Origin of the sequence: Pseudodesulfovibrio sediminis, from assembly GCF_020886695.1 — a bacterium.
Lineage (GTDB): Bacteria > Desulfobacterota > Desulfovibrionia > Desulfovibrionales > Desulfovibrionaceae > Pseudodesulfovibrio > Pseudodesulfovibrio sediminis.
Genome location: NZ_AP024485.1, coordinates 1 through 23289, shown reverse-complemented (window position 1 = coordinate 23289; position 23289 = coordinate 1). Strand labels below are relative to the sequence as shown.

The 23289-nt window shown below is 54.8% G+C and carries 22 protein-coding genes; 13 read left to right on the top strand and 9 right to left on the bottom strand.

All coding sequences use genetic code 11. The features are described from left to right. Positions 1 to 52: 52 nt before the first annotated feature. The 3 genes from SRBAKS_RS00110 to SRBAKS_RS00100 form a co-directional block, all read right to left on the bottom strand. Positions 53 to 601 carry a hypothetical protein gene (locus SRBAKS_RS00110; RefSeq protein ID WP_229592360.1) on the bottom strand — a complete coding sequence of 183 codons (549 nt, stop codon included), beginning with the start codon at positions 599 to 601 and terminating at the stop codon, positions 53 to 55. A gap of 294 nt (positions 602 to 895) precedes the next feature. After that, positions 896 to 1417: a hypothetical protein gene (locus SRBAKS_RS00105; protein WP_229592358.1), complete on the bottom strand. Its 522-nt coding sequence runs from the start codon at positions 1415 to 1417 to the stop codon at positions 896 to 898. Beyond that, entirely contained in the window at positions 1414 to 3168 is a 1755-nt protein-coding gene (locus tag SRBAKS_RS00100; RefSeq protein ID WP_229592356.1) for a chloride channel protein, read from the bottom strand. The genes SRBAKS_RS00105 and SRBAKS_RS00100 overlap by 4 nt, the downstream gene beginning before the upstream one ends. Before the next feature lie 187 nt (positions 3169 to 3355). Between SRBAKS_RS00100 and SRBAKS_RS00095 the strand changes: the two genes are divergently transcribed. After that, positions 3356 to 3880 (top strand): hypothetical protein, encoded by a 525-nt coding sequence (locus tag SRBAKS_RS00095; RefSeq protein ID WP_229592354.1) that lies wholly within the window; start codon positions 3356 to 3358, stop codon positions 3878 to 3880. Between the two features lie 179 nt (positions 3881 to 4059). Here SRBAKS_RS00095 and SRBAKS_RS00090 read toward each other — a convergent pair whose 3' ends face one another. The 5 genes from SRBAKS_RS00090 to SRBAKS_RS00070 all read right to left on the bottom strand — a co-directional run bounded on the left by SRBAKS_RS00090 (position 4060) and on the right by SRBAKS_RS00070 (position 9678). After that, positions 4060 to 4524: a hypothetical protein gene (locus tag SRBAKS_RS00090; protein ID WP_229592352.1), complete on the bottom strand. Its 465-nt coding sequence runs from the start codon at positions 4522 to 4524 to the stop codon at positions 4060 to 4062. 47 nt (positions 4525 to 4571) lie between these two features. After that, positions 4572 to 5042, bottom strand: coding sequence for an outer membrane protein assembly factor BamD (locus SRBAKS_RS00085; RefSeq protein WP_229592350.1), 471 nt, complete (start codon positions 5040 to 5042; stop codon positions 4572 to 4574). 79 nt (positions 5043 to 5121) lie between these two features. Continuing rightward, a complete protein-coding gene (locus SRBAKS_RS00080; RefSeq protein WP_229592348.1) occupies positions 5122 to 6777 on the bottom strand; it encodes a ribonuclease J in 1656 nt (551 codons plus the stop codon). 2 nt (positions 6778 to 6779) lie between these two features. Further along, positions 6780 to 7502 carry a lysophospholipid acyltransferase family protein gene (locus tag SRBAKS_RS00075; protein WP_229592346.1) on the bottom strand — a complete coding sequence of 241 codons (723 nt, stop codon included), beginning with the start codon at positions 7500 to 7502 and terminating at the stop codon, positions 6780 to 6782. Between the two features lie 118 nt (positions 7503 to 7620). Next, positions 7621 to 9678, bottom strand: a complete 2058-nt coding sequence (locus SRBAKS_RS00070) for an elongation factor G (protein WP_229592344.1) — start codon at positions 9676 to 9678, stop codon at positions 7621 to 7623. Between the two features lie 266 nt (positions 9679 to 9944). On the opposite strand from SRBAKS_RS00070, the gene SRBAKS_RS00065 reads away from it, so the two are divergent. From SRBAKS_RS00065 to SRBAKS_RS00010, 12 genes are all read left to right on the top strand, one after another. Beyond that, positions 9945 to 10907 carry a hypothetical protein gene (locus SRBAKS_RS00065; RefSeq protein WP_229592342.1) on the top strand — a complete coding sequence of 321 codons (963 nt, stop codon included), beginning with the start codon at positions 9945 to 9947 and terminating at the stop codon, positions 10905 to 10907. Further along, positions 10900 to 12012: an SPL family radical SAM protein gene (locus SRBAKS_RS00060; protein WP_229592340.1), complete on the top strand. Its 1113-nt coding sequence runs from the start codon at positions 10900 to 10902 to the stop codon at positions 12010 to 12012. The genes SRBAKS_RS00065 and SRBAKS_RS00060 overlap by 8 nt, the downstream gene beginning before the upstream one ends. 182 nt (positions 12013 to 12194) lie before the next feature. Next, positions 12195 to 13049 carry a 30S ribosomal protein S2 gene (rpsB, locus tag SRBAKS_RS00055; RefSeq protein WP_229592338.1) on the top strand — a complete coding sequence of 285 codons (855 nt, stop codon included), beginning with the start codon at positions 12195 to 12197 and terminating at the stop codon, positions 13047 to 13049. A 2-nt stretch (positions 13050 to 13051) separates the two neighbouring features. After that, the gene (gene tsf / locus SRBAKS_RS00050) at positions 13052 to 13861 is read left to right on the top strand and encodes a translation elongation factor Ts (RefSeq protein ID WP_229592336.1); all 810 of its coding nucleotides are present in this window, start codon (positions 13052 to 13054) and stop codon (positions 13859 to 13861) included. A 118-nt stretch (positions 13862 to 13979) separates the two neighbouring features. Then, positions 13980 to 14699 carry a UMP kinase gene (pyrH, locus tag SRBAKS_RS00045; protein ID WP_229592334.1) on the top strand — a complete coding sequence of 240 codons (720 nt, stop codon included), beginning with the start codon at positions 13980 to 13982 and terminating at the stop codon, positions 14697 to 14699. Position 14700: 1 nt separating this feature from the next. Beyond that, positions 14701 to 15255: a ribosome recycling factor gene (gene frr, locus SRBAKS_RS00040; RefSeq protein ID WP_229592331.1), complete on the top strand. Its 555-nt coding sequence runs from the start codon at positions 14701 to 14703 to the stop codon at positions 15253 to 15255. 12 nt (positions 15256 to 15267) lie between these two features. Next, the gene (gene uppS, locus SRBAKS_RS00035; protein ID WP_283816499.1) at positions 15268 to 15984 is read left to right on the top strand and encodes an undecaprenyl pyrophosphate synthase; all 717 of its coding nucleotides are present in this window, start codon (positions 15268 to 15270) and stop codon (positions 15982 to 15984) included. A 115-nt stretch (positions 15985 to 16099) separates the two neighbouring features. After that, the gene (locus SRBAKS_RS00030; RefSeq protein WP_229592329.1) at positions 16100 to 16909 is read left to right on the top strand and encodes a phosphatidate cytidylyltransferase; all 810 of its coding nucleotides are present in this window, start codon (positions 16100 to 16102) and stop codon (positions 16907 to 16909) included. A gap of 20 nt (positions 16910 to 16929) precedes the next feature. Then, positions 16930 to 18132 (top strand): 1-deoxy-D-xylulose-5-phosphate reductoisomerase, encoded by a 1203-nt coding sequence (gene dxr, locus SRBAKS_RS00025; RefSeq protein ID WP_229592327.1) that lies wholly within the window; start codon positions 16930 to 16932, stop codon positions 18130 to 18132. 72 nt (positions 18133 to 18204) lie between these two features. Further along, complete coding sequence (rseP, locus tag SRBAKS_RS00020) at positions 18205 to 19263, top strand: RIP metalloprotease RseP (protein ID WP_229592325.1); 1059 nt, start codon at positions 18205 to 18207, stop codon at positions 19261 to 19263. Further along, the gene (tsaB, locus tag SRBAKS_RS00015) at positions 19241 to 20029 is read left to right on the top strand and encodes a tRNA (adenosine(37)-N6)-threonylcarbamoyltransferase complex dimerization subunit type 1 TsaB (RefSeq protein WP_229592323.1); all 789 of its coding nucleotides are present in this window, start codon (positions 19241 to 19243) and stop codon (positions 20027 to 20029) included. Before rseP ends, tsaB begins: the two co-directional genes overlap by 23 nt. A gap of 18 nt (positions 20030 to 20047) precedes the next feature. Next, positions 20048 to 21631 carry a hydantoinase B/oxoprolinase family protein gene (locus SRBAKS_RS00010; protein ID WP_229592321.1) on the top strand — a complete coding sequence of 528 codons (1584 nt, stop codon included), beginning with the start codon at positions 20048 to 20050 and terminating at the stop codon, positions 21629 to 21631. Between the two features lie 163 nt (positions 21632 to 21794). Here the strand turns inward: SRBAKS_RS00010 and dnaA are convergent, their stop codons facing one another. Then, complete coding sequence (gene dnaA, locus SRBAKS_RS00005) at positions 21795 to 23153, bottom strand: chromosomal replication initiator protein DnaA (protein WP_229597021.1); 1359 nt, start codon at positions 23151 to 23153, stop codon at positions 21795 to 21797. Between the last annotated feature and the right edge of the window lie 136 nt (positions 23154 to 23289).

Sequence of the window (23289 nt, the reverse complement as noted above, 5' to 3'; positions counted from 1 at the left end):
TCAGAAGAATCAACCCCGGAGCCCCGCTAAGGCTCCGGGGTTTCTTTTTCAATTACGATGCGGGTGTCAAGGCAGTGGAATCATACCCCCCGACGGCTTCCAGACGGACCGCCGTCAACCGCCTCTTTTCCAACATGTTGACGACTGACTTTACATCAGCTCCCAACATGAAGCCCTGAATGGACACCGTGCTGGCAAAATGCAGACTGGTGACGGTATATAACAGCCTGCCGAACGTCGACGGAAAACGTGGCTTGGCTGATCTGTTGACCTGCACGCGCAACGTCCTGAAGAACGGCACCCGCCCCGTCCTGAAGGCCAGCACCTCGCCGAAACGGATCACAGCATAGCCAAACGGCGTGTATATCGAGAAACGATCGTCCAAGACCTTGATCATCGGCTGCTTGGTTGTCACGGCAATACCATTGAGCATGGTTACCCCAAATCCCACCATGGAAACGGAGTAGACAGCGAGCCTGATGTTTTTATCGTTAATGAAATGGAACCCGACCACAGCCAGGACCAGACAGACGGCCGCACGAGCGAGACACCCCTTCAGACTCCGCCGATCGGAATAGATTTTAATTGGTACATATAACATAGGTGCACCTTGTTTTCGGTCATGATTACGACAGATCAGTGATCTGTCTCCGAAAGCAGGCACTCCTCCCGCGGGTGTGACACCCGAGCCCTGAACACAGTCAACTCTCCCCCAATGGAATGATACGCATCACTCCACGACGAGAGGAGGCCCACGCAACAGGTGGACACGAACAACAGAATTCAATGATGGGAAACAAACAGACATATCTGCTCCTCCAGTTGGATTGATATCCACCGAAAAAGCAGCCGAGCAGAAAAAGACTATAGTTCAGATTACAGGAAGACGCAACGGTTAGTGCAGTGCCCGCCCCATGGGTGCGGCGAGAAGAAAACCGTCTCCCTGATCCGGCACTTCGAGAGCGAGGAGCGCCTCCTGAGAAAGACCGGGGCCAACCCAGAGCGTACCGCTCAGACCGAAACCGCGCGTCAGTCGCTTGGCGTGATCAAGCGCCATGGTCACCTGTTGCAGATAGTTGCCCTTGGAAAAGACGAACTCTCCATCATGCGCCCAGTCCGGCCGCGGTTCGTTCGGAGGCCAGGAAATAGGATTCCTGAGTCGCCAGGTGACCTCATCCGGGGTATGGGAAACCATAACGCCCTCTTCGATGCCCTGACATGCGGGGTTACCGCAATCGCAGGTATAAATGAAGAATTCCCCTGACATGGAGGTGGAGTTGACCAGATTGACGGGATCAATATAGACCCCGACATCATGCAGGTATTGACCGTCAACAGACAGGTTGAAGTCAATGAATCCATCCTCGGGATGCTTCTCATCCAGAGAAAGTGTCACGGAAATTCGAATTTCACTCATTCATGTTCCTCACGTATCTCAGCCTTCACTATGGCCGAATTATAGGCTGCATTGATGGCCGACTCCGTCAGGGTGCCTACGAGCTTCCGCTCCTGTCCCGATGCCAGCACAGGGACCTGAGATACGCCACGATCCGTTATCTTGTCCAGAGCCTCCTGAAGCGTATCGTCCGCAGTGACCGTCACCAGATCGCGGGTGGCAAGATCATGCGCAATGAGCAAGTCATTCAGACTTTCCTCGTGCAGTACCGCCCTGATATCCCTGAATGAGATCATGCCGGAGAGATGCCCTTCATCATCGACCACATGCAGATAGGGGGCATTCTCGGTCTTGAACGTCCAGATGATCCGGGACAGGGACATGGACTGTGGAATGGTGACGATATTGGAATCCATGATTTCCTTGACCACAAGATGACTGAGCAGATGCCGATCACGCCCGGCCTCGATGTCGATCCCACGGCGGAGCAGCTTGGTGGTATAGATGGACGCCCGCTTTATGGTGGAGTTCATGACCGCTGCCGTAATGCAGGTCAGCATGAGAGGCAGAATGATGGAGTAGTCGGAGGTCATCTCGAAAATGATCAAGATCGCCGTGATGGGGGCATACGTCGTACCGGCCACCACGCCACCCATGGCGACCAGCGCATAGGCCCCGGGCAAGGCTGTATACTCAGGCAAAAGTGTGTGCAGCGCGAACCCGAATGCCCCGCCGGACATGCAGCCGAGAAACAGGGACGGCGCAAATATGCCGCCAGAGCCACCAGAACCGAGAGTGAGGCTGGAGGCCAGAATCTTCACGAATATAAGGACCAGCAACAGCTGAAATTCCATATTATTGACCAGAGCGAGGTTCATGGCACCGTATCCGACACCAAAGACCTGCGGAAAAACGGCGAACACCACACCGAGCAGCGCGCCGCCGATGGCAGGCTTGATCCATTCGGGAATAGGCAGGGCGTCAAAGCCATCTTCAAACCAATACAGGATCGAAGTGAACGACAAGGCCACAAAACCGGTGACCACGCCGAGCACCGGATAAAACAAATATTCCCAGAGAGATACAATGGAATACTCAGGAAGCGTGAAATGAGGAAAATCACCGAAATAATAGCGGGAAATAGCCGTTGCCGTAACCGAGGACAGGACGACTGGCGAAAACTGCATGACCCCGAAATCACCAATGATGATCTCAAGGGCAAAGAGCACTCCGGCAATGGGTGCATTGAACGTGGCGGCAATGCCCGCTGCCGCACCACAGCCGACCATGGTCTTCATGTGCACACTGGGCGTGTGGAACATCTGTCCGACTGACGACCCGATTGAGGCACCGATCTGCACCATGGGGCCCTCACGCCCCACCGAACCACCAGAGCCGATGGTCACGGCCGAAGCAAAGATTTTGGCTGCGGCCACCCTTTTCCGAATGCGTCCACCGCGCAAGGCAATTGCCTGCATAACTTCAGGGACACCATGCCCTTTGGCCTCCGAAGCGAAGTTGCTGACCACCAGCCCCACCACAACGCCTCCCACGGTAGGCATGACAATTTTCATCCACAACGGGACAGAGTCCGCAAACGTGAGAAAATCATCGGCGTGTTGGTAAAACACCCATTGCATGTATTTGAGGATATATTTGAAAAGGACTGCACCGTATCCGGCAAGGACACCGATGAGAATAGCAAGGAAGAGATATCTGACACTGGGACGCTTGAGTTTTTGAATGAGCGGTTTACCCCGATCTGTTGTCATTGAATCTCCAGTGTTCCCGGTAGCGAAAGCGGTTGACTTTATGTGATCCCGATATACTTCTACGGGATGAATATAGCCCGATTCGACCATCAAACGCAACGATACGCGTGTAAAACTTGAGGGTCGTCGAGAAAAAAGGTAACCAAAACCTCCCAAACCGAACAACACCTATTTCAGGAGACTATACATGCCCAAATATGACATCAATCCCATGACCCCACAGCCTGAGTTCGACATGATGTATTTCATGGAAATTGCTGGCGAAACTCGTATTGAAGGCGACATCCTCGAAGAGTTTGAAGAGTTCTGGGACAAATGGGCCAACAACAACCTGCGTGCCTATGAACTGACCAACACCGAAGGTGAAGGCAAATTCCTGCTCATCTACCTCGACGAAGAAGTGGACAACGCCATTGAAGGCATCTGGCAGGACTCTCCCACCCACGGGCTGCTCTTCCACGCCCTGGCCATCACCATGGTCATGAGCTCGGCCCAGGGTTTCGTCCCCGAGCTGCAGGACGGTAAATGTGCCCCCCTGCCCCGTCCGGGCGAAGGCATCCTGGGCGTATTCAAAGACCTGGACCTGACATGGAACAGTGAAGGCACCATCAACCGCAAATACGCCGTCCTGACACCGTATCCGTACACCGGCGGCTGCGAAGTCTGCTACATGAGCGAGACCTGCCCCAAAAGCACTGTCAGACACGCATAAGACACGACCTGTTCCGCACGGTCCCGGGACGCTGTCTCGGACCGATACACTCGTTGTCCCTGTGGCAACTTGTCACCATCAGAAAAGAACTCCCCATTGGACACAAGCAACATGTCCAATGGGGAGTTTTTCATTGCTGACCTAAAAGGAGTCCATGCCCCATGAGGTCGAAAAGCATCTTAGTAATAGGCGAGCGATTGAGGCGGAGTCTTGCCCTCGAAAAAGGCCTCGACCTTTTCCCTTTCGTGTTCGCTGATCTTGAGGTCTGAGACGTTCAGGACAGATGGCAGGCCGCCATATGTTTTCACGGCGCGATCAATGAAATCGGCGTCCACGAATGCTCCCTTGATGGTCACCCCCTTGCCTCCCCAGCCTACGGAAAGGGAAAGAAGCGGATCCCGCTCAGGAGCGCGAGTGATCAGGTTGCCGGTCTTGACCAGTGCTTCCTGTACCTGATCGGGAAACATGCCCCCCATCCGTCCCAGGCGCTCGATAAAGGCGGGCATGACTGCCAGATAATAATATTGATCAATCTTGCAGGCAATGGATTTGCCCGGCAGGTTGAGAGTCCACGGCTCCTCGGCAAAACCTTTGCCTAGAGTCTGCTGCAATCGTTCCACGACCTCGGTGTAATTCTTGAGCATGTACTCCCTCCAACGAAAGACGCCCCGGCAAACCGAGGCGTTGTCATTTAGTCACTCAACCGTTTTTGAAACCGCTGCATATAAATGGAGCTGAGTTCTTCATCCACCTTGGCTGTGATGGCCTGAATCTGCTCTTCGCCGACTGAAGGAGCCAACTTTGTCAGCTTCTTGGGCAATATCTGCTGGCAGTATTCGCTTCGGGCGATTGTATTATTACTGGTACGCCGTTCATTGCCGACCTCATAGCAGGTGACCCGTTTGGCCGCATAGTAGTGTTCGTATGCCTTGGCCAATTCACCCGCTTTCTCGGCGCATTGTCCTTTGAGGAAATAGGCATACGCCATATCCATGGACGTTTCGGGGTTGGCAATGGTCGCATCCAGATAGGGTATGGCGCCCTTGCAGTTCCCTTCCTTGTACAGCTCAACCCCTTCGGTCAGGTCTGTCTTCTGGGCACCGCAAGCGGCAAGACTGACGATCATGGAGACAATGAGCACGGCAAACACAAATTTTTTCATACGATCTATCCTCACAAAAAATGAAATTTTATACTCTTAAAATAATATTTAGCCCAACACGAAGATGAAGTCCAGATGCCTATGTCGTAATAACCAGAGGCACCACCACAGGATCACGCCCAAGCACCTTGCGGAAAAACCGCCTCAGGGCCGAACGAATGCGTTCCTTGAGTTTTTCGGTCTCACCAGGAGCGATATTTTCATGCACGTCCAAAACGATGCATTTGGCGTCATCAAGCAGATGTCTATACTCCTGCTCAAAAACAAACCCCTTGCTCATGATATCCGGCCCCATGGTAATCTCACCCGTGGCTTCATCGACCACGACCACGACTATGACCATACCCTCGCCTGCCAGAAGATGCCGTTCCTTGAGCACGCTCTGCCCGACATCACCGACGCCCTTGCCGTCCACCAGAATCTTCTCTGCGGAAATTCTGGGTTCGAACACCATGGTGCCGTCTTCAAAAAACGTCACGGGCTGCCCATTGTCAACAACCAGAGATTTCTCTTCCTCAACCCCGCACTCCACAGCCAGCCTTTGGTGCTTGACCAGATGGCGGTACTCTCCGTGCACGGGGATGAAATATTCAGGGCGCACGGTCTGAAGCATGAGCGTCAGCTCGCCGGCGTGCGCGTGCCCCGAAGCGTGGATGCCGTGCATTTTTTCATACAGGACCTCGGCACCGAGGCGATAGAGATTGTTGATGACCCGGTTGATGGCCCGCACATTGCCCGGAATGAAACGGGAGGAAAGCAACACCAGATCGCCTTCCTTGATCTTCAAATGGCGATGTTCACCCACGGCCATGCGGGGCAGTGCCGCCAGCGGCTCCCCCTGAGACCCAGTGACCAGCAGAACCAGCTCGCTGTCGCCGTATGCATCCATCATGTCGACATCAATGAGCGTTCTCTTGGGGACCTTGAGATGTCCCAACTCTCGCGCAAGTTCGATATTCCGGTACAGGCTTTTGCCGGAGATCGCGACCTTGCGCCCTTCGGCATCCGCCAAATCGAAAACTTCCTGCATTCTCTGGATATGGCTGGAGAACAATGAGACAAGGATACGGCCTTTTGCCGTGGAAAAAATCTCACGCAGACTGACCTTGATCTCCCGCTCCGTCAGCGCGAACCCTTCGCTCCCCACATTGGTGGAATCCGAAAGCATGAGCTTTATGCCCTCATCGGAGAACGAGCGAAAGGCTGCGAGATCCGTTGCGTGTCCACCAAGCGGATTACGGTCGATCTTGAAATCGCCCGTATGGACCATCCGGCCCACAGGGGTCTCGATGCCCAGACCAAACCCCTGGATGATGGAGTGACACACCGGGAAAAAATTAAAATGGAAATCGCCAAGCAGCACACGATCATACGGTCTGACCGGACGCAGATCCGCCCACTGGTCGAGATCATGTTCCCGCAACTTGTTTTCCACCAGCCCAAGGGTGAACTCCGAACCGTAAACAGGTACGTCCACATTCTGGAGCAACCAGGGCAACGCACCAATATGATCTTCATGACCATGGGTCAGGACGATACCGTGCAGCATCTGCTTGTTGGAAAGGACAAAATCAAAACAGGGAATAACAACGTCCACGCCGAAGTGATAATCTTCAGGAAACATGAGCCCGCAGTCCACCATGACCATGGACTTGTCGGTCTTGTAGAGCATGCAGTTCATCCCGATCTCGCCGAGACCGCCGAGGGGATACAGGCTGACAGGTTTTCCAGCCATGACTAGCCTTCTGCCAAAAGTTCTTTGTACGCAGTGTTCATCATCTCATAGAGATCGTCTTTCAACTTCTCACGATCTTTGAGCGTATACTGGGACGGATCAATGACAGGCAGCACCTTGACCCGGACAATGGGCTTGTTATCGACAATGTATTGTCCCTTGCCCATGACAAGACCGGTATTGGTCATGACGATAGGAACTACGGGCAGCCCGGACTTCAGCGCGATAATCATGCCGCCGACTTTGAACTCCATGAGTTCTTCCAGATGCTGATTGCGCGTCCCTTCAGGAAAGATGACCGGCGAAAAACCGGATTTGGCCTTTTCCACGGCCTCATTCAGACTCTTCATGGCGGAGCGTCTGTTTTCACGATCAATGCAGATATGTCCTGCATGCCGCAAGGCGTTGCCATAAATGGGAATATCGAACAGGCTCTTTTTGGCCACAAAACGAATACGATTCCCCTTGAGTTTATCAAACAGGACCGGGATATCCAGATTGGACTGGTGGTTGCAGATAAACACGTAGTGTCCGTTGGGATCAATATCCCCCATATCCGCCTCAATCTTCATACCGGACAGATTAACAGCGGCCTCACCCCATTTGAGTCCCCATTTATCAAACTCTTCCGGGGTGGAGTTCTCCTGATCGACCTGCATCATTTTGTAGCTGTAGTATACGGTCACAATCCAGAGCAGTAAGACAAAAAATATACGTCGAAACATCGGCTTTCCTTATTGTTTAGGCTCAGAATTGAGTAAACCAAAACAGGGGATGAAACAAGGAAAACAAAAAGGGCGACAGGAAAACCTGCCGCCCTTAATCGTTTTCGAGAAATGAAGCCTATTCGTCGTCTACCTTCTTGTTGGCGGCGATGACTTTCTCTGTTTCCTGAGGCGGGCATTCCTCATAGGAAGCGAATTCCATGAAGAACGTTCCCTGTCCGCCGGTCATGGAGTTCAGATCCGGTGCGTACTTGAGCATCTCGGCCATGGGAACATGCGCCTTGACTTCGGTCAGGCCAGCCTGGGAATCAGACCCCAACACCTTGCCGCGACGCGAAGAAAGGTCGCCGATAACATCGCCCATAAAGGAATCGGGAACAGCCACGGTGACGAGCATGATAGGCTCAAGCAATGCCATCTTGGCCTTTTCACAGGCTTTCTTGAGGGCCAGGGAGCCAGCGACCTTGAACGCCATTTCCGAGGAATCAACGTTGTGATAGCTGCCGTCATACAGTGTGACCTGGAAATCAATTACCGGGTAGCCAGCAAGCACACCACGGGCAGCAACTTCCTGAACGCCTTTGTCAACTGCGGGGATGAACTGACGGGGGATGGAACCACCGACAATCTTGTCCTCGAATTCATACCCTGCGCCGGAAGGCCTCGGGCTCACATTGATCCAGCAATCGCCGAACTGACCGCGACCACCGGACTGTTTCTTGTGACGACCCTGCACTTCCTTGGCGCCGGTCTTGAACGTCTCACGGTACGGAACCTTGGGGGTCTTGAGAACGATCTGGGTCTTGTAGCGACGCTTGGCCTTTTCTACGGATATTTCAATATGATTCTGTCCCATGCCGGACAGCAGGATATCGCCGGACTCTTCATCACGAGCCAGGGTAAGCGTGATGTCTTCATCAAGCAGCTTGGCAACGGCGGCATAAACCTTGTCCTCTTCCCCCTTTTCGGCCGGAGCCAGGGCAAAGGTGATCAACTGCGGAGCCAATTCGGGCTTGATCAGCTTGAACTCGTCTTTCTCCACCAGCGTATCACCAGTGGCGGTGTTCTTGAGCTTGGCCAGAGTCACGATAGAACCGGGGCCCATGCCGCTCTTGACCTGAACCTGATCCTTGCCGTTCATTGTCAGAAGCTGGCCCACACGCTCTTTTTCACCGTTGTTGGCGTTGAGCAGGTGAGAGTCCGGATTCAGCGTACCGGAAAGCACCCGCACAACCGTAAGCTGACCGGCAAAGGGGTCGGCCTGTGTCTTGAAGACAAAGCAGGCCAGCGGCTCGTCAGGAGAACTGGTGCGTTCGCCGTCCTCGCCTTCCCACGGAGTGTGTGCCAAAGGATTGGGCAACAGACTCTGAATAGTATCAAGAATCATCTGACCACCCTGGTTATTCAGGGCAGAAGAGACGACCACAGGAACCAGCTCTCCGGCAGCGACACCGGCCTGAAGGCCTTTGGTGATATCTTCAGTGGAAAGTTCGCCGTCCTCAAAATATTTTTCCATGAGATCTTCATCGGATTCAGCGATATTTTCAACCATGGTTTCACGCAGCAGTTCGACTTCATCAGCGATTTCTCCGGGGATCTCCCCTTCGCTCACTGCGTTGTCTTCGCCGAACAGCAGGGCTTTGCCGGACATCATGTCCACAACACCCTTGAAATTTTCCTTGGAGCCGATGGGGTAATACAACAATACCGGACGTGCGCCCAAGGCATCACTGATACCATTGAATGCGACATCGAATTCGGCCCTGTCACGGTCCATCTTGTTGATGACTATCATGGCGGGCAATCCGTACCCCTGAACCTGCGCCCAAATCTTGCGAGTCAACGGCTTCACGCCGTCCACGGCATCAATAACCATGACAACGCCATCGGCAGCGGTCAGGCTATAGGAGAGATCGCCAGCAAAATTGGAATCGCCGGGAGTGTCTATGAGGAAGTGATCATTCTTTTTCCATTTGTAGCTGGCAAAACCGGGCTGAATGGAACCGCGACGCTTAATCTCCTCGGGCTCATAGTCGAGGACGGTGTTGCCGTCTTCAACCTTCCCGAGGCGGTTTACAACTCCAGCGTTGAAAAGCACCATCTCGGCAACGGTGGTTTTACCGGAACCGCCGTGGCCTACGAGTGCATACGTTCTTTGGGTTTTCAGATCAGGCATACTTCACTCCACATATTTTTTTAAGGTTTCCCCTATGTTTTCGGGGTCAATTCTGCCCCCGAGAAAGTACACTACTTGGTTTTTAACACGTTTAGTCCTATAGGGAGAGCAACGCGAGAAAGTCAAGCTATCCAATGGTGGTTTGACCGTAGCATATCTTATTCACATTATTAAGTTTTTTTGACACATTTGTGTCTTTTTTTCTACAATCAACTATAATTACAAACAGTTAGATCAAACAGAACAGGATCAGCCGGGAGCGGAATTTGCATCTTTCCAACGAAATATTTACAGCTTCAACCACAAGCATCGAGTGCACGGGATCACACCTGTTTTGGACCGACAGCATTCAGGAATCATTACAAAAATCCATTATGGAATTTGGCCAGTCCGCACCGGTACTGACCTGCGAATCCGAAAAGGGGCTGACGCTCATCGCGGGGATGGCCCGGCTGACCGTCCAGACAGCCCTCGGTAACCCCGTGCTTGCCCGTATGGTCGAGGACGTTTCTCCTGTCGAAATGGGGCTGCTCTATCTGGCCGACAACGGTCACCGAGTGCTGGATGACGGCATGCGCCTCAAGGCACTCAAATACTTTGCACCGTTCATGGACTGCCGCACGGTGAAAGCGGACATCCTGCCCCGTCTCGGAATCAAGCCCAAATCAAAGGATGCCAAACTCCTGCTGACCTGGCTCGACATGCCTGAGCAATGGCAGGCCCTGCTGGAATCCGGCAATATCCCTCTGGCCTCCGCCACACCGCTCAAAAGAATGAGCCAGGAGGATCTCCGCCATGTCGAACCGTTGTTCACCGGTTTTTCCTGGTCACGCTCCAATGCGATCAATGTCCTGAACTGGCTGTTTGAGACCTCCAGAATGATTGACGCGCCAGTGCAAGTCGTCATGAAACAGGCGGGGATCACTGAAATACTGCAGTTGGGCCTGTCGCCCAAGGATGCCATTGCCAGAATCTCCACAGCAGCCAGACTGGCCCGCTACCCTGAACTTTCCGCTCTACAGACCACATTCGCCACGGCAGCGGGCGAAATCACCACCGGCACCCGCTGGCGCATGCATCAGCCCAACAGTTTCGAAACCGGCGGCAGTGAGTTGATCGTACAGGTAAAAAACACGGCCCAACTCAAACAGGCCGTGGAAGAGCTCACATCCATGGCCGAGGCCCCTGCCTGGAAAAAAATATGGAATTTGGGCGGTGGCAATGACTAAACGGCTCCCCCGCCACCTTCGCAAGATCGGCCACGTATTCGTGGATGAAACCATGCAGGATTCCCCCATGGCCAACCGGGTCCGTGAGAAACTCTCCGGCACCACACAGGCTGACATTCCATGGACAGTCGTCCCTTCGGAACAGGACCGCGTGGAGTTTGACGAAGGCGATACACAGGCCTTGTACCTCAAGGAATACAAAGGGAAGTTCCTCCGTTTCTGCCCGGGCACTCGCGCCTATCACTGTTGCGGTTACCGCATTATTCATATTGGCGAGAACTGCCCCATGGCGTGCTCCTATTGCATCTTGCAGGCGTATTTTCAGGATCGGGTTTTGAAAATATGGGCCAATCAAAACGACCTGTTCACCGAGCTGGGCAACTCATTTGGTGCGGACAGAAAGACGCGGTATCGCGTGGGAACAGGCGAGTTCACGGATTCACTGGCACTGGAACATCTCACAGGATACAGCCATAATCTTATTGAATTTCTTGAACAATACGACAATGTCGTCCTTGAATTGAAATCCAAGGTCGTGGACTTGACCTGGATGGATGCCACGTCACGCACGGACCGCATCCTGCCCGCATGGTCGCTCAATGCCCCCTTTATCAATGAGCATGAAGAATTCGACGTTTCCTCCTTGAAAGAACGCCTCGAAGCCGCCAGGACCTGTGCCGAAGCCGGCTTCAAAGTCTGCCTGCACTTCGATCCCGTCATCCATTACCCTGGCTGGAAGGAAGGCTATGGTGCGATCATCGACATGATCTTCGACTATGTGAAGCCCGAAAACATCGCGTACATGTCCATCGGTTCCTTCCGCTGTATGCCGCAGTTGAACCCCATCATCGCGGACAACTTCCCTGACACTACGTACATATATAATGAATTTGTACCCGGCCTGGATGGCAAGGCCCGTCTCTTGCGCCCTCTGCGCGTGGAACAATTCACCTTCATGGTCGATCGTCTGCGCAAACACGGCATGGACAAACAGCTCTACTTCTGCATGGAATCCACCGAAGTCTGGAACGAGGTCTTCGGCTATGCCCCCATGGATTTCGGCGGACTGGGAAAACGACTCATGGCGCAGGCATTCGGCGAGTAGCCCTCGGCTTTTCCCCATGGAGAAACCTGAAAAAAACGTGCAGAGCACTTGCCAACCCACAAGGAATGCGCTAAGTACCCCCGACTTCAAATTCACACATCCTGCCCATAACTCCGGGTGGTCCGTATCGGTACGGGCTCCTTATTGGAACGCAGGATGGACGAAAAACCCAGGAGATTAGTATGGCTTATGTTACTATGAAGCAGATGCTGGAGACCGGCGTCCACTTCGGCCACCAGACCCGCCGTTGGAACCCCAAAATGCGCCCCTACATCTTCGGCGCTCGTAACGGCATCCACATCATGGACCTTCAGCAGACTGTCAAAATGTTTGCTACCGCTCACGATTTCATCGTCAACACTGTTGCCAAGGGCGGCAAAGTGCTGTTCATCGGCACCAAGCGTCAGGCTCAGGAATCCATGAAATCGGAAGCCGAGCGCGCCGGTATGTTCTTCGTCACCCATCGCTGGATGGGCGGCACCCTGACCAACTTCCAGACCATCAAGAAATCCATCGACCGCCTCAAGCACCTTGAGCAGATGTTCGAAGACGGTTCCATTTCCCGCTACACCAAGAAGGAAGCAGTGGGCATGAACCGCGAGGTCAAGAAGTTGAATCTGGCTCTGGGCGGCATCAAGGACCTGAACGAAGCGCCCCGCGCAGCGTTCGTCGTCGATCCCAAGCGTGAGCAGATCGCCATCCAGGAATGCCGCAAACTCGGTATCCCGGTTGTCGCTGTCGTTGACTCCAACTGCGATCCCGACATGGTTGACTACATCATTCCGGGCAACGATGACGCCATCCGCGCCATCAAGCTGTTCGCCACTCACATGGCCGATGCCTGCCTCGAAGGCGCTGCCATGCAGAAAGACTACGCTGCCAAAGCCGAAGCTGAAGCCAAAGCCGCCAAGGAAGCCGCCGCTCCCAAGGCCGAGCCCAAGGCTGATGCTCCCAAGGTAGAAAGAAAGGCCAAAGCTGAGCCCAAAACCGAAGAGAAGGCTGAAGCAAAAGCTGAGGCCCCTGCTGAGGAGAAATAATAATGGCTATCACTGCTGCACAAGTTAAGACGCTGCGCGAAAAGACCGGCGCAGGCATGATGGATTGCAAGAAAGCCCTGGTTGAATCCGGCGGAGACGAAGAAAAAGCCGTCATGTACCTTCGTGAGAAGGGCCTGTCCAAGGCTGCCAAGAAAGCTGGCCGCGCCACCTCCGAGGGCCTGGTCACTCCTTACATCTCCGAAGATGGCAAGACCGCTGTCATTTCCGAGCTGCTCTGTGAAACCGACTTTGTTGCCAAAGGCGACGACTTCACCGGTTTTGCCGCAACACTGTCCGAGAAGATCGCCGGCCTGGACGTCACCACCGGTAACGCAGACGACCTGCCTGCCGAAGTTGCCGACGTCACCGACCTCATCGCCAAGCTGGGCGAGAACATGGGTGTTGGCCGTTTTGCCAAAATCACTACCGATGGCGTGCTCGGCATTTACGTGCACTCCAACAACAAGCTCGCCGCCATCGTCGAGCTGACCGGTACTGATGACGACAACATTGCCAAGGACGTTGCCATGCATGTCGCAGCCATGAACCCCGCCTGCAAAACTTCCGACGAGCTCCCTGCCGAGACTCTGGAGAAGGAAAAGGCCCTGTACCTCAAGCAGGCCATGGACGAAGGCAAGCCCGAAAATATCGCTGAAAAGATCGTTACCGGTCGCCTGAACAAGTTCTACAAAGAAGTCTGTCTCGTTGAGCAGGCCTTCATCAAGGACGACAAGCAGACCATCAAGCAGATCCTGGGCGGAGCCGAAGTGGCCAGCTTCCAGCGTCTCGCTCTCGGTGAAAAAGCCGAATAGTTGACGAGCTTATAAAAAATGAAAACGGGCCTCACGGCCCGTTTTTTTTATCCGAAAAACATGCTATCGCCTTTGGGCGAGATTTGTTTCCACCAATAACATACACGCAGGGGTAATAATGGATAACGCGCAGTACTCGCGAATTCTACTCAAACTCAGCGGCGAAGCCCTCGCCGGAGAACAACAGTTTGGCATCAACCCGACAGCTATCGGCCAATTTGCCAAGGAAATCGCTGAAGTTGCCGCAACAGGCCTCCAATTGGCTCTCGTCATCGGCGGAGGCAACATCTTCCGCGGCATGGCTGCCAGCGCCAAAGGCATGGATCGCGCACAGGGCGACTACATGGGAATGCTGGCCACTGTCATGAACGCCCTCGCCGTTCAGGACGCACTGGAAAAAAACGGCTGTGACACCCGTGTCATGACCGCACTGCAAATGGCTGATGTGGCCGAACCGTATATCCGTCGCCGTGCGCTGCGTCATATGGACAAAGGGCGCGTGGTCATCTGTGCCGCCGGTACAGGCAACCCCTACTTCACCACCGATTCCGCAGCGGCTTTGCGTGCACTGGAACTCAAGTGCGACGCCATTTTCAAAGCCACAAAAGTCGACGGCGTGTATGACAAAGACCCCAACATCCATGATGATGCAGTCAAATACGAAACCGTGTCATACATGGAAACCCTGGAAAAAAGACTCGGCGTCATGGACTCCACAGCCATTTCCATGGCTCGGGACAACAACCTGCCGATCATCGTCTTCAACCTGTACAAGGATGGCAATATCCGCAGGGCTGCCAACGGCGAAAACATAGGAACGACTGTCCAAGGAGAATAATATGGAAACCGTACTTGATGATGGAAAAAAACGGATGGCAGGTGCCATCACCTCTCTTGAAAAAGAATTTTCCAAACTGCGCACGGGCCGCGCCACAACCAGCCTGGTCGATGGGATCATCGTAGACTACTACGGCACTCCCACGCCTATCAATCAGCTCGCCTCTGTGTCTGTTCCCGACTCCAAGACCATCACCATACAACCTTGGGACAAGGGCGCATTCGGTGGGGTTGAAAAAGCTATCATGGCTTCCGATCTCGGACTGAATCCAGTCAACGACGGCAAGATCATCCGCATCGCCATTCCTCCTTTGACCGAGGAGCGACGCAAGGATCTGGTCAAGATTGCCAAGAAGTACACGGAAGATGCCAAGATCGCCATCCGGAACGTGCGCCGCGATATGAACGACGCCCTCAAGAAGATGGAAAAGGACAAGGACATCTCCGAAGATGACAGAAAGCACGGAGAGACCGAGGTCCAGAAACTGACCGATGACTACGTCAAGGCATCTGATACCTCCCTGGCTGAAAAAGAAAAGGAAATCCTCGCAATCTAGCAGGACCATCCATTGATTAAAAAAAATATTCCCGACCATATAGCCATCATCATGGATGGCAATGGCAGGTGGGCCAAACAGCGCGGGCTGAAACGGACAGAAGGTCACAGGGCCGGAACCGAAACAGCCCGCGCCGTGGTCACACGGTGCCGTGAGTTGGGGGTTAAGCACCTCACGCTCTATACCTTTTCCAAGGAAAACTGGTCACGTCCGAAGAGTGAGGTCAAGACCCTCTTCGAACTGCTAACCCAGTTCCTCACAAGAGAAGAAAAAAGCCTCAAGCAGGAAGGTGTCCGCCTGAATATTCTGGGCGATCTTGAGGGGCTGCCCACGGCGGTTCGCCAAGTCATCAAACATGTCATGCGCCAGACCAGAGACTGTACGGACATGGTGCTCAATCTGGCACTCAACTACTCGGGACGGGATGAGATCCTGCGCGCGACCAGATCCTTGATCGCCAAGGGAATCGCCCCGGACCAAGTCACAGAAGAAGCCTTTGCCGAAGAACTCTGGAGCGCAGGTCAGCCGGACCCGGACCTGATCATCCGCACCAGCGGTGAACTGCGGCTGTCCAACTACCTGCTCTTTCAATGCGCTTACTCCGAGTTTTATTTCACGGACATCATGTGGCCGGACTTCTCGCCCACCGAGTTGGAAAAGGCCATTGACGAACTGAACGACAGAGAACGCCGTTTCGGCAAAACCGCTGAACAGATCGATGATCAGTAACGCCTGCAGACGATTCGGGCATCAGTCACGTGTTATATTGCCCCCATCCGTCAAATAGCGTACACGAAATAAAATCGCTTACCCTACAACAACACAGGCAACCACTGAATAACTTATGGATATTTCCCCACACAAAAAAAGAATCGCCACGAGTATAGGCCTGGCGATTCTGCCAGCCCTGGCCCTGTTCTTCCAGGGATGGGTTCTGTTCACGGTTCTCTCCCTCTTCTCCGTACTGACACTCTGGGAATTCTACTCCATGTTCCGCCCGGTGCAGTCCATGACGGCTTTCAAGTCACTGGGAGCGGCCTTCACTTTCCTCCTGCTTGGTGCCTTCACCACCGGGAAGGTCCAATATCCCGCCGTGGTCCTGCTCATCGCTTTCTGGGCCGCAGGGTTCGTCTTTCTCGTCAGATACAACAAGGACGTCACCGCATCCTACCGGCACGCAGCGATCTTTCTGGCCGGCCTCATTTATATCCCGCTGAATTTTCACTTTTTTCTTACCATGAGTCCGTGGGGCATCATTCTGGTCATATTGGCCGCTGCCGCCTCGGACACAGCGGCTTTCTACTCCGGCTCGCTCTGGGGGAAAAAGAAGATCTGGCCCCGGGTCAGCCCCAAGAAATCGTGGGCCGGCTCCATCGGCGGCCTGACTGTGTGCATGGGCGCCGTTACCGCCTACGGCATGACCTTTGGTCTTGCCGAAGTCGCCTGGTGGAAGTGGCTCCTGCTCGGCGCACTCCTGAATATCGCCGCCCAATTCGGCGATTTCTTCGAATCCGCACTGAAGCGCACTCTGGATATCAAGGATTCCGGCGTCATCCTGCCCGGCCATGGCGGCCTGCTCGATCGCGTGGACAGCCTGCTCCTGGCAGCCCCGACCTTCGGTATCATCTCTCTGTTCCACCCGTTCTTCAAATAGCCTGTCGGCGGACACTCGTTGTGAAAACATATATTTCTTCCTGGCCCGGAACTTCCGACCTACCGGACTTTCCGCGCTCCATCAGCATCCTCGGTGCCACAGGGTCCATCGGTGACAGCGCCCTCAAGGTCATCCGAAAACACCCTGACCTGTTTATTGTCACGGCACTGGCCGGAGGACGCAACGGCGCCAAACTGGCCGAGTTGTGCAATGAGTTTCGCCCGACACATGCCTGCGTCCTTGACGAACAGACCAGACAGATTTTTGTCGACAACCTCGCCACAGGCTATTCACCCACAATTCTCATCGGCCCCGCAGGATATGAAGAACTCGCAACCCTGACAGAAGTGGATTGCGTCCTCTCCTCCATTGTCGGCGCAGCGGGATTCGGCCCCACACTGGCCGCCGCAAAAGCGGGCAAGATGATCGGTCTGGCCAACAAGGAATCGCTGGTTCTGGGCGGCCACATCATTCGGGAGGCCTGCTCCGCCTCAGGCGCGATCATCCTGCCGGTGGACTCCGAGCACAACGCTTTGTTCCAGGGCCTTGCCGGACACGGCAAGGACGAAGACCTCAAACGCCTCATCCTGACAGCATCAGGCGGCCCTTTCAGAGGCAAGGACAAACGGTTCCTCGCAAACGTCACCCGCGACCAGGCGCTGGCTCACCCCAACTGGGATATGGGCGCAAAAATTTCCATCGATTCCGCCACGCTCATGAACAAGGGCCTCGAACTCATCGAGGCCTGTCATCTCTACGGACTGCCGCCGGAGCAGGTGGACGTGGTGGTCCACCCCCAATCCATCATCCATTCGCTGGTTGAGTATGTTGACGGTTCGCAACTGGCCCATCTCGGCCACCCCGACATGCAGGTGCCCATCGCGCACTGCCTGTGCTTTCCTGATCGCGTGCAGGTAGACGTACCGCAGCTCAACCTCGCTCAGGTGGGCAATCTGACTTTTGAGGAAGCGGACCTGCAGGCCTTCCCGTGCCTTCGTCTGGCTCAGGAAGCCTATGCTGCCGGACCAAGCCATCCCATCGTGCTCAATGCCATCAATGAAGTCGCTGTGGCCGCGTTCCTCAATGAAACCATTCGATTCCTGGATATCCCGGACATGATTGAGGCCGGACTTGACCGACATACCAGTGTGGACGTATCCACGCCTGAGGCCGTGCTGGCGCTGGACCGGGAAGTACGGGAACAGACGCGCGCCGCCCTCTAGCCAAAACCGCAAAAATGCTTATATTGATCCGAGCCGCATGCCAAAACAACCCCCGCGGCCTATGAGGAAACCATGATAACAAGCGTTGTCGCCATAATAGCCGTCCTCGGCGGTCTTATCTTCTTCCATGAGTTGGGACATTTCACTATTGCCCGCCTGCTTGGCATGGGAGTGAAGACCTTTTCTCTCGGCTTCGGCCCCAAGCTGGCCGGTTTCACTTCGGGAAAAACCGAATACAAACTGTCCGCTGTGCCCCTTGGGGGGTATGTCGCCCTGGCCGGAGAGCAAGGCGAAGAGGAAGCAGACTTCCCGGACGACCAACTTTTCAGCAACCGCCCTGCATGGCAGCGTCTGTGCGTGGTGGCCGCCGGTCCACTGTTCAATTTTCTGCTTGCCTTCATCATCTATTGGTTCCTGGTACTGGCGCAGGGACAGGCAGTCATCCTGCCCACTGTCGGCGGTGTACTGCCTGACAGTCCGGCGGCGGCTGCCGGTTTTCAGAAGGACGACCTCATCACCACCATTGAAGGCAACGCCATTGTCTCCTGGAACCAGATGGTGGAAACCATCCGGGTGGCCGAGGGGAAATCCCTTGCAGTGGTCGTTGACCGTGCAGGCGAACAGCTCACGTTGACGGTGACACCCAAGATCAACACCTTCAAGAATCTCTTCGGTGAGACCGTCACCGTGCCCATGGTCGGCATCAATCAGGGAGGCAAGATCCGCTATGAAACCGTAGACGGATCAGGCGCCGAAGCCGCTCTCATGCACACCTGGGGCATGTCCATGGTCGTGGTCAAAGGCTTTCTGTCCATCATCGAACGACTCATTCCGGTGGAGAAGGTCGGTGGACCAATCATGCTCGCCCAGATGGTTAGTGAGTCAGCCGAGAAAGGCATCTACGATCTGCTCTCCATGATGGCGCTCATTTCCGTCAACCTGGCCATCATCAACCTGTTGCCTATTCCGGTACTTGATGGTGGGCACATTCTCTTTTTCGTCCTTGAAATGGTGTTCAGACGCCCCCTCAATGAAAAGTGGAAGGGACGAGCCATGCGTCTTGGTCTGCTCATGCTCCTTCTGCTCATGTCTCTGGCAGTGTTCAACGATGTCCGCCGTCTCCTGCCATAAACCGGACCGCCTCGTCCTGGCCCTGTGCGGGTCCGAGGAGCGGTTGCAGATAGTTCTGGGTGAACCCGGACCGAACGGCTACAGCGTGCTCGCGGCCCGTCAATGGCACGCGCCACGCCAGTCGCTCAAGGTTCTCGTTCCCGGCATCAAGGCCGCGCTGGACGGATTCGGTGTGACCACTGATGCGCTGGCAAAAATAGCCTGTGTCCGCGGCCCCGGCAGCTTTACCGGCCTCCGAGTGGTTCTGGCCGCCGCGCAGGGCATTGCCGCGGGCCACGACCTGCCTCTGGCGGGGGTGGACTACCTCCCTCTACTTGCCAGCGGACCGGCGTCGCTCGTGACTGGCCCCCTGCATGTTCTGACCTATGCACGGCGCGGCCTGGTCTATTCCCAATCCTTTGAGGCGCCCACCTTGGTCGAAACCGCCCCTCTTATGTCATTCACATTGAAGGACGCTGCCGCTCGCATGGCCGAGCTTGGCAATACCGCCACCCTTATGGGATCGGGCCTGCGCAAGAACCCTGATTTCTTCGCGGAACTGGCCGCCGCCAACACCGGATACACCTTGCTGGATGCCCAGTGGGACACCCCCTCACCAGACACCCTGCTCGCAGCAGGTATTCAGGCAGTTGCTTCCGCCGACTCAATGGACCCTGTCTACGTCCGTCCCACGGATGCCGAAGACAACCTCCCCCAGATAGCGAAAAAACGCGGCCTGGACCCGGAGGCAGCTAAAAAACGGCTGGATAAACTGAGGAACCAATAACCACCGGAACCAGTCGCCATGCAGATCAGCCCCATCCTCCTCGAAGTCTTCAAGAACCGATTTTCGTCCATTGCCGAAGAGATGGGGGTGACCCTGACCCAGACCGCTTTTTCTCCCAATATCAAGGAACGTCAGGATCTGAGCTGTGCCGTTTTTGATGAGCACGGCGACATGATTGCCCAGGCCGCGCATATCCCGGTGCATCTCGGCTCCATGCCGCTGTCCGTCAAATCCGCCATGGAGACCGTGGGCAAAACGGAAGGCTTTGCTCCGGGTGACATGGTCATGCTCAACGACCCGTTCAAGGGAGGCACTCACCTCCCGGACATCACCATAGTGGCGCCGGTCTTTGCCAAAGGCATGGACACGCCTGCTTTCTACGTGGCCAACCGCGCCCACCATGCGGACGTTGGCGGTATGGCCTCCGGCTCCATGCCCCTCTCTTCCTCGCTTTTTCAGGAAGGACTGATCATCCCGCCCGTCAAGATCATCAAGCAGGGCACCACAGACGCCGGACTCATGCGTCTGGTCCTCAACAACGTCCGCACTCCATCCGAGCGTGAAGGGGATTTTTCCGCCCAGTTCATGGCCAATGTCACAGGTGTGCGTCGCATGACCGAATGTATTGAAAAATATGGTCTTGAAACCTGCCAGGCCTATGCCGGTGCGCTCATGGACTACTCGGAACGCATCACCCGTCTTGGTATCGCTGCCGTGCCAGACGGCACCTATACATTCAGGGACTTTCTCGACGGTGACGGCATGGGCACCACAGACATCGCCATCCATCTTTCCATGACCATCAACGGCGACACCGCCCAACTGGATTTCAGCGACAGCGACGATCAGGTTCAGGGCAGCGTCAACGGAGTTCGTGCCATTACGCTGTCCGCCGTGCTATACGTCTTCCGTTCGCTGGCAGAGCGGGATATTCCGGCCAACGCCGGATGCATGCGCCCCATCGAAGTTGTGACAAGACCCGGCTCCATCGTGGACGCCCGGTTCCCTGCTGCCGTGGCAGGGGGCAACGTGGAGACCTCACAGCGGCTGGTGGACGTGATTCTCGGCGCTTTGGCCCAGGCCATGCCGGATGCCATGCCCGCGGCCAGCCAGGGGACCATGAACAACCTGACAATCGGCGGAGAATGGCGGGGAGCGCCCTTTGCCTACTACGAGACTCTGGCTGGTGGTATGGGCGGTTCTCGGGACGCTGACGGCGAATCAGCCGTACACTCACACATGACCAACACCCTCAACACCCCTGTTGAAGCACTGGAATACGCCTACCCTTTCCGGGTGCACACCTATGCTGTCAGACGAGGCACTGGCGGAGACGGCTTCCATGCCGGAGGTGACGGCATGATCAGAGATATCGAACTGCTGACTGACTGCGAAATAACCGTCCTCTCGGAAAGACGAAAGCGCGGTCCGTTCGGCATTGCCGGAGGCGAATCTGGTCAGCCTGGCCGAAACGTCCTCACCCATAACGGGGTCGAGGAAATACTGCCGGGGAAATTTCATCGAACCGCGCAACAAGGCGATCACATCCGACTGGAAACTCCAGGTGGTGGCGGGTTCGGTAAACCAAACGGCACGGAATAGCGCCTTCCAGATTTTCTCCTGCACACCGCCAGCCTCCTGATTCCGCGTCGACACTCACCTGACCATAGAACAAAAAAATCCCCCTGAAACCGCTTGAATTCATGAGACTGATGCCATTGCGCTTCCAGGGGAATTTATGGGGGGCGTTGTGCCGACGGCTGTGCTAGGGGGTGAGCCTCTGTGCCGTGTTCTCGATCTGACGACCCAGCGGGGTCTGCATTGAAATTTCCCGTTCCAGTTTAGTGATGCCTTTGAGCACGGTGGAATGCCTGCGGCCCAGCCGCTCACCGATAGCCTTGAGAGAAAGCTCCGTGTGTTTGCGCGCGAGGAAGAAAGCCGTGTTTCGTGCCAGAACGACCTGTCGTTTGCGGCTTTTGGACTTCAACTCCTCTTCGGACAGGCTGTAGCTTGTACAGACGAAATCAATGATATGGGCAAAATCCGGGGCCGAATGCTGCACGGCATAGTTTTCGAGTACTTCCCAGGCCAGGTTCAAGGTCACGGCCCGATTCAGCAGACGCGCCTTGAGCACCATGTTGTTCAGACAGCTTTCCAGTTGACGAATATCTGTCGTGATCCGTTCGGCCAAGAGTTCCGTAACCTCAACAGGGACATCCACCTGAAGACTGCGCGCCTTCTCCATGACGATCCGACGGCGGGTCTCCATGTCCGGGCGGTTGATGTGTGCCAGGAACCCGGAACAGAACCGGGAAACCAGCCGGTCATCAACACCGGAAAATTCCTTGGGCATAAAGGAACTGGTCAGGACCACTTTGCACCCGCGCTCACGAAGAGCCGTGAGCGTACACAACAGCTCTTCCTGCATTTTTTCCTTGCCCTGGAAGAAGTGGACATCTTCCAGCAACAGGACATCAATACCATCCCTGAACTGCGCCTTGAACTGATCAACCTGTCTTGACTTGAAGGACAACACCCAACGGGTCGCGAACTCTTCGGAGGAGAGACAGGCCACACGCAGATTCTTACGATGGGAGGATTTGCAGAGACTTTGTCCGACAGACTGAAGGAGATGCGTCTTGCCCAACCCGGGACCGGAACTCAAAAAAAGGTGGTCGGAATTAAAAAATGTATTGCTGATGGATTTACTCGCCGCACAGGCCAGTTCATTGGATGGCCCAACAATAAAATCATCAAAGGAGAAACGCCAGTTGGGTGCGACAAGAGGTCGAGGCTGATCCAGGGGCAACCCGATATGTCTTGGCGCTGCTTCCTGTACAACCTTTTTCGGCTGCACCGAACGGGGTTTTCGCTTGGCAGGTTTCACGTTGCTCACGTTTATGGAGATACGTGGTTCGCCTCCCAGAACAGAAGCGGCAGCTTCACGAATAACCTGCAGCAAACGGTCACGGACCCAGTTTGCTACAAATTCATTGGGCGCTATGAGCATCAGTTTATTTCCGTCCACGCGTCCCTGCAGAGGCTTAATCCAAACTGTATACAGATTGGGGTTCAGGCTCTTTTCAAGTGAGTGAAGTATTTGCTTCCAGGCAGTATCGATCATGTCGGTTGGAATAGTGTATAGTCGTATCTGAGACAATTCGTGTTATCCAAAATGAGCCAAAAGAAAGGCCGAGGTTTTTGACAATGATTATAACAAACAAACCATTGATATAGTTGCAGAATCCATGAAACCCATA

Coding starts and splice junctions, on each gene's coding strand:
- tsaB (WP_229592323.1), top strand. CDS start 19,241: ATGTCCGCCGTCTCCTGCCATAAACCGGACCGCCTCGTCCTGGCCCTG.
- SRBAKS_RS00090 (WP_229592352.1), bottom strand. CDS start 4,524: ATGCTCAAGAATTACACCGAGGTCGTGGAACGATTGCAGCAGACTCTA.
- rseP (WP_229592325.1), top strand. CDS start 18,205: ATGATAACAAGCGTTGTCGCCATAATAGCCGTCCTCGGCGGTCTTATC.
- SRBAKS_RS00100 (WP_229592356.1), bottom strand. CDS start 3,168: ATGACAACAGATCGGGGTAAACCGCTCATTCAAAAACTCAAGCGTCCC.
- SRBAKS_RS00070 (WP_229592344.1), bottom strand. CDS start 9,678: ATGCCTGATCTGAAAACCCAAAGAACGTATGCACTCGTAGGCCACGGC.
- SRBAKS_RS00110 (WP_229592360.1), bottom strand. CDS start 601: ATGTTATATGTACCAATTAAAATCTATTCCGATCGGCGGAGTCTGAAG.
- SRBAKS_RS00075 (WP_229592346.1), bottom strand. CDS start 7,502: ATGTTTCGACGTATATTTTTTGTCTTACTGCTCTGGATTGTGACCGTA.
- SRBAKS_RS00095 (WP_229592354.1), top strand. CDS start 3,356: ATGCCCAAATATGACATCAATCCCATGACCCCACAGCCTGAGTTCGAC.
- SRBAKS_RS00010 (WP_229592321.1), top strand. CDS start 20,048: ATGCAGATCAGCCCCATCCTCCTCGAAGTCTTCAAGAACCGATTTTCG.
- pyrH (WP_229592334.1), top strand. CDS start 13,980: ATGGATAACGCGCAGTACTCGCGAATTCTACTCAAACTCAGCGGCGAA.
- tsf (WP_229592336.1), top strand. CDS start 13,052: ATGGCTATCACTGCTGCACAAGTTAAGACGCTGCGCGAAAAGACCGGC.
- SRBAKS_RS00105 (WP_229592358.1), bottom strand. CDS start 1,417: ATGAGTGAAATTCGAATTTCCGTGACACTTTCTCTGGATGAGAAGCAT.
- rpsB (WP_229592338.1), top strand. CDS start 12,195: ATGGCTTATGTTACTATGAAGCAGATGCTGGAGACCGGCGTCCACTTC.
- SRBAKS_RS00060 (WP_229592340.1), top strand. CDS start 10,900: ATGACTAAACGGCTCCCCCGCCACCTTCGCAAGATCGGCCACGTATTC.
- SRBAKS_RS00030 (WP_229592329.1), top strand. CDS start 16,100: ATGGATATTTCCCCACACAAAAAAAGAATCGCCACGAGTATAGGCCTG.
- SRBAKS_RS00080 (WP_229592348.1), bottom strand. CDS start 6,777: ATGGCTGGAAAACCTGTCAGCCTGTATCCCCTCGGCGGTCTCGGCGAG.
- SRBAKS_RS00085 (WP_229592350.1), bottom strand. CDS start 5,042: ATGAAAAAATTTGTGTTTGCCGTGCTCATTGTCTCCATGATCGTCAGT.
- frr (WP_229592331.1), top strand. CDS start 14,701: ATGGAAACCGTACTTGATGATGGAAAAAAACGGATGGCAGGTGCCATC.
- dnaA (WP_229597021.1), bottom strand. CDS start 23,153: ATGATCGATACTGCCTGGAAGCAAATACTTCACTCACTTGAAAAGAGC.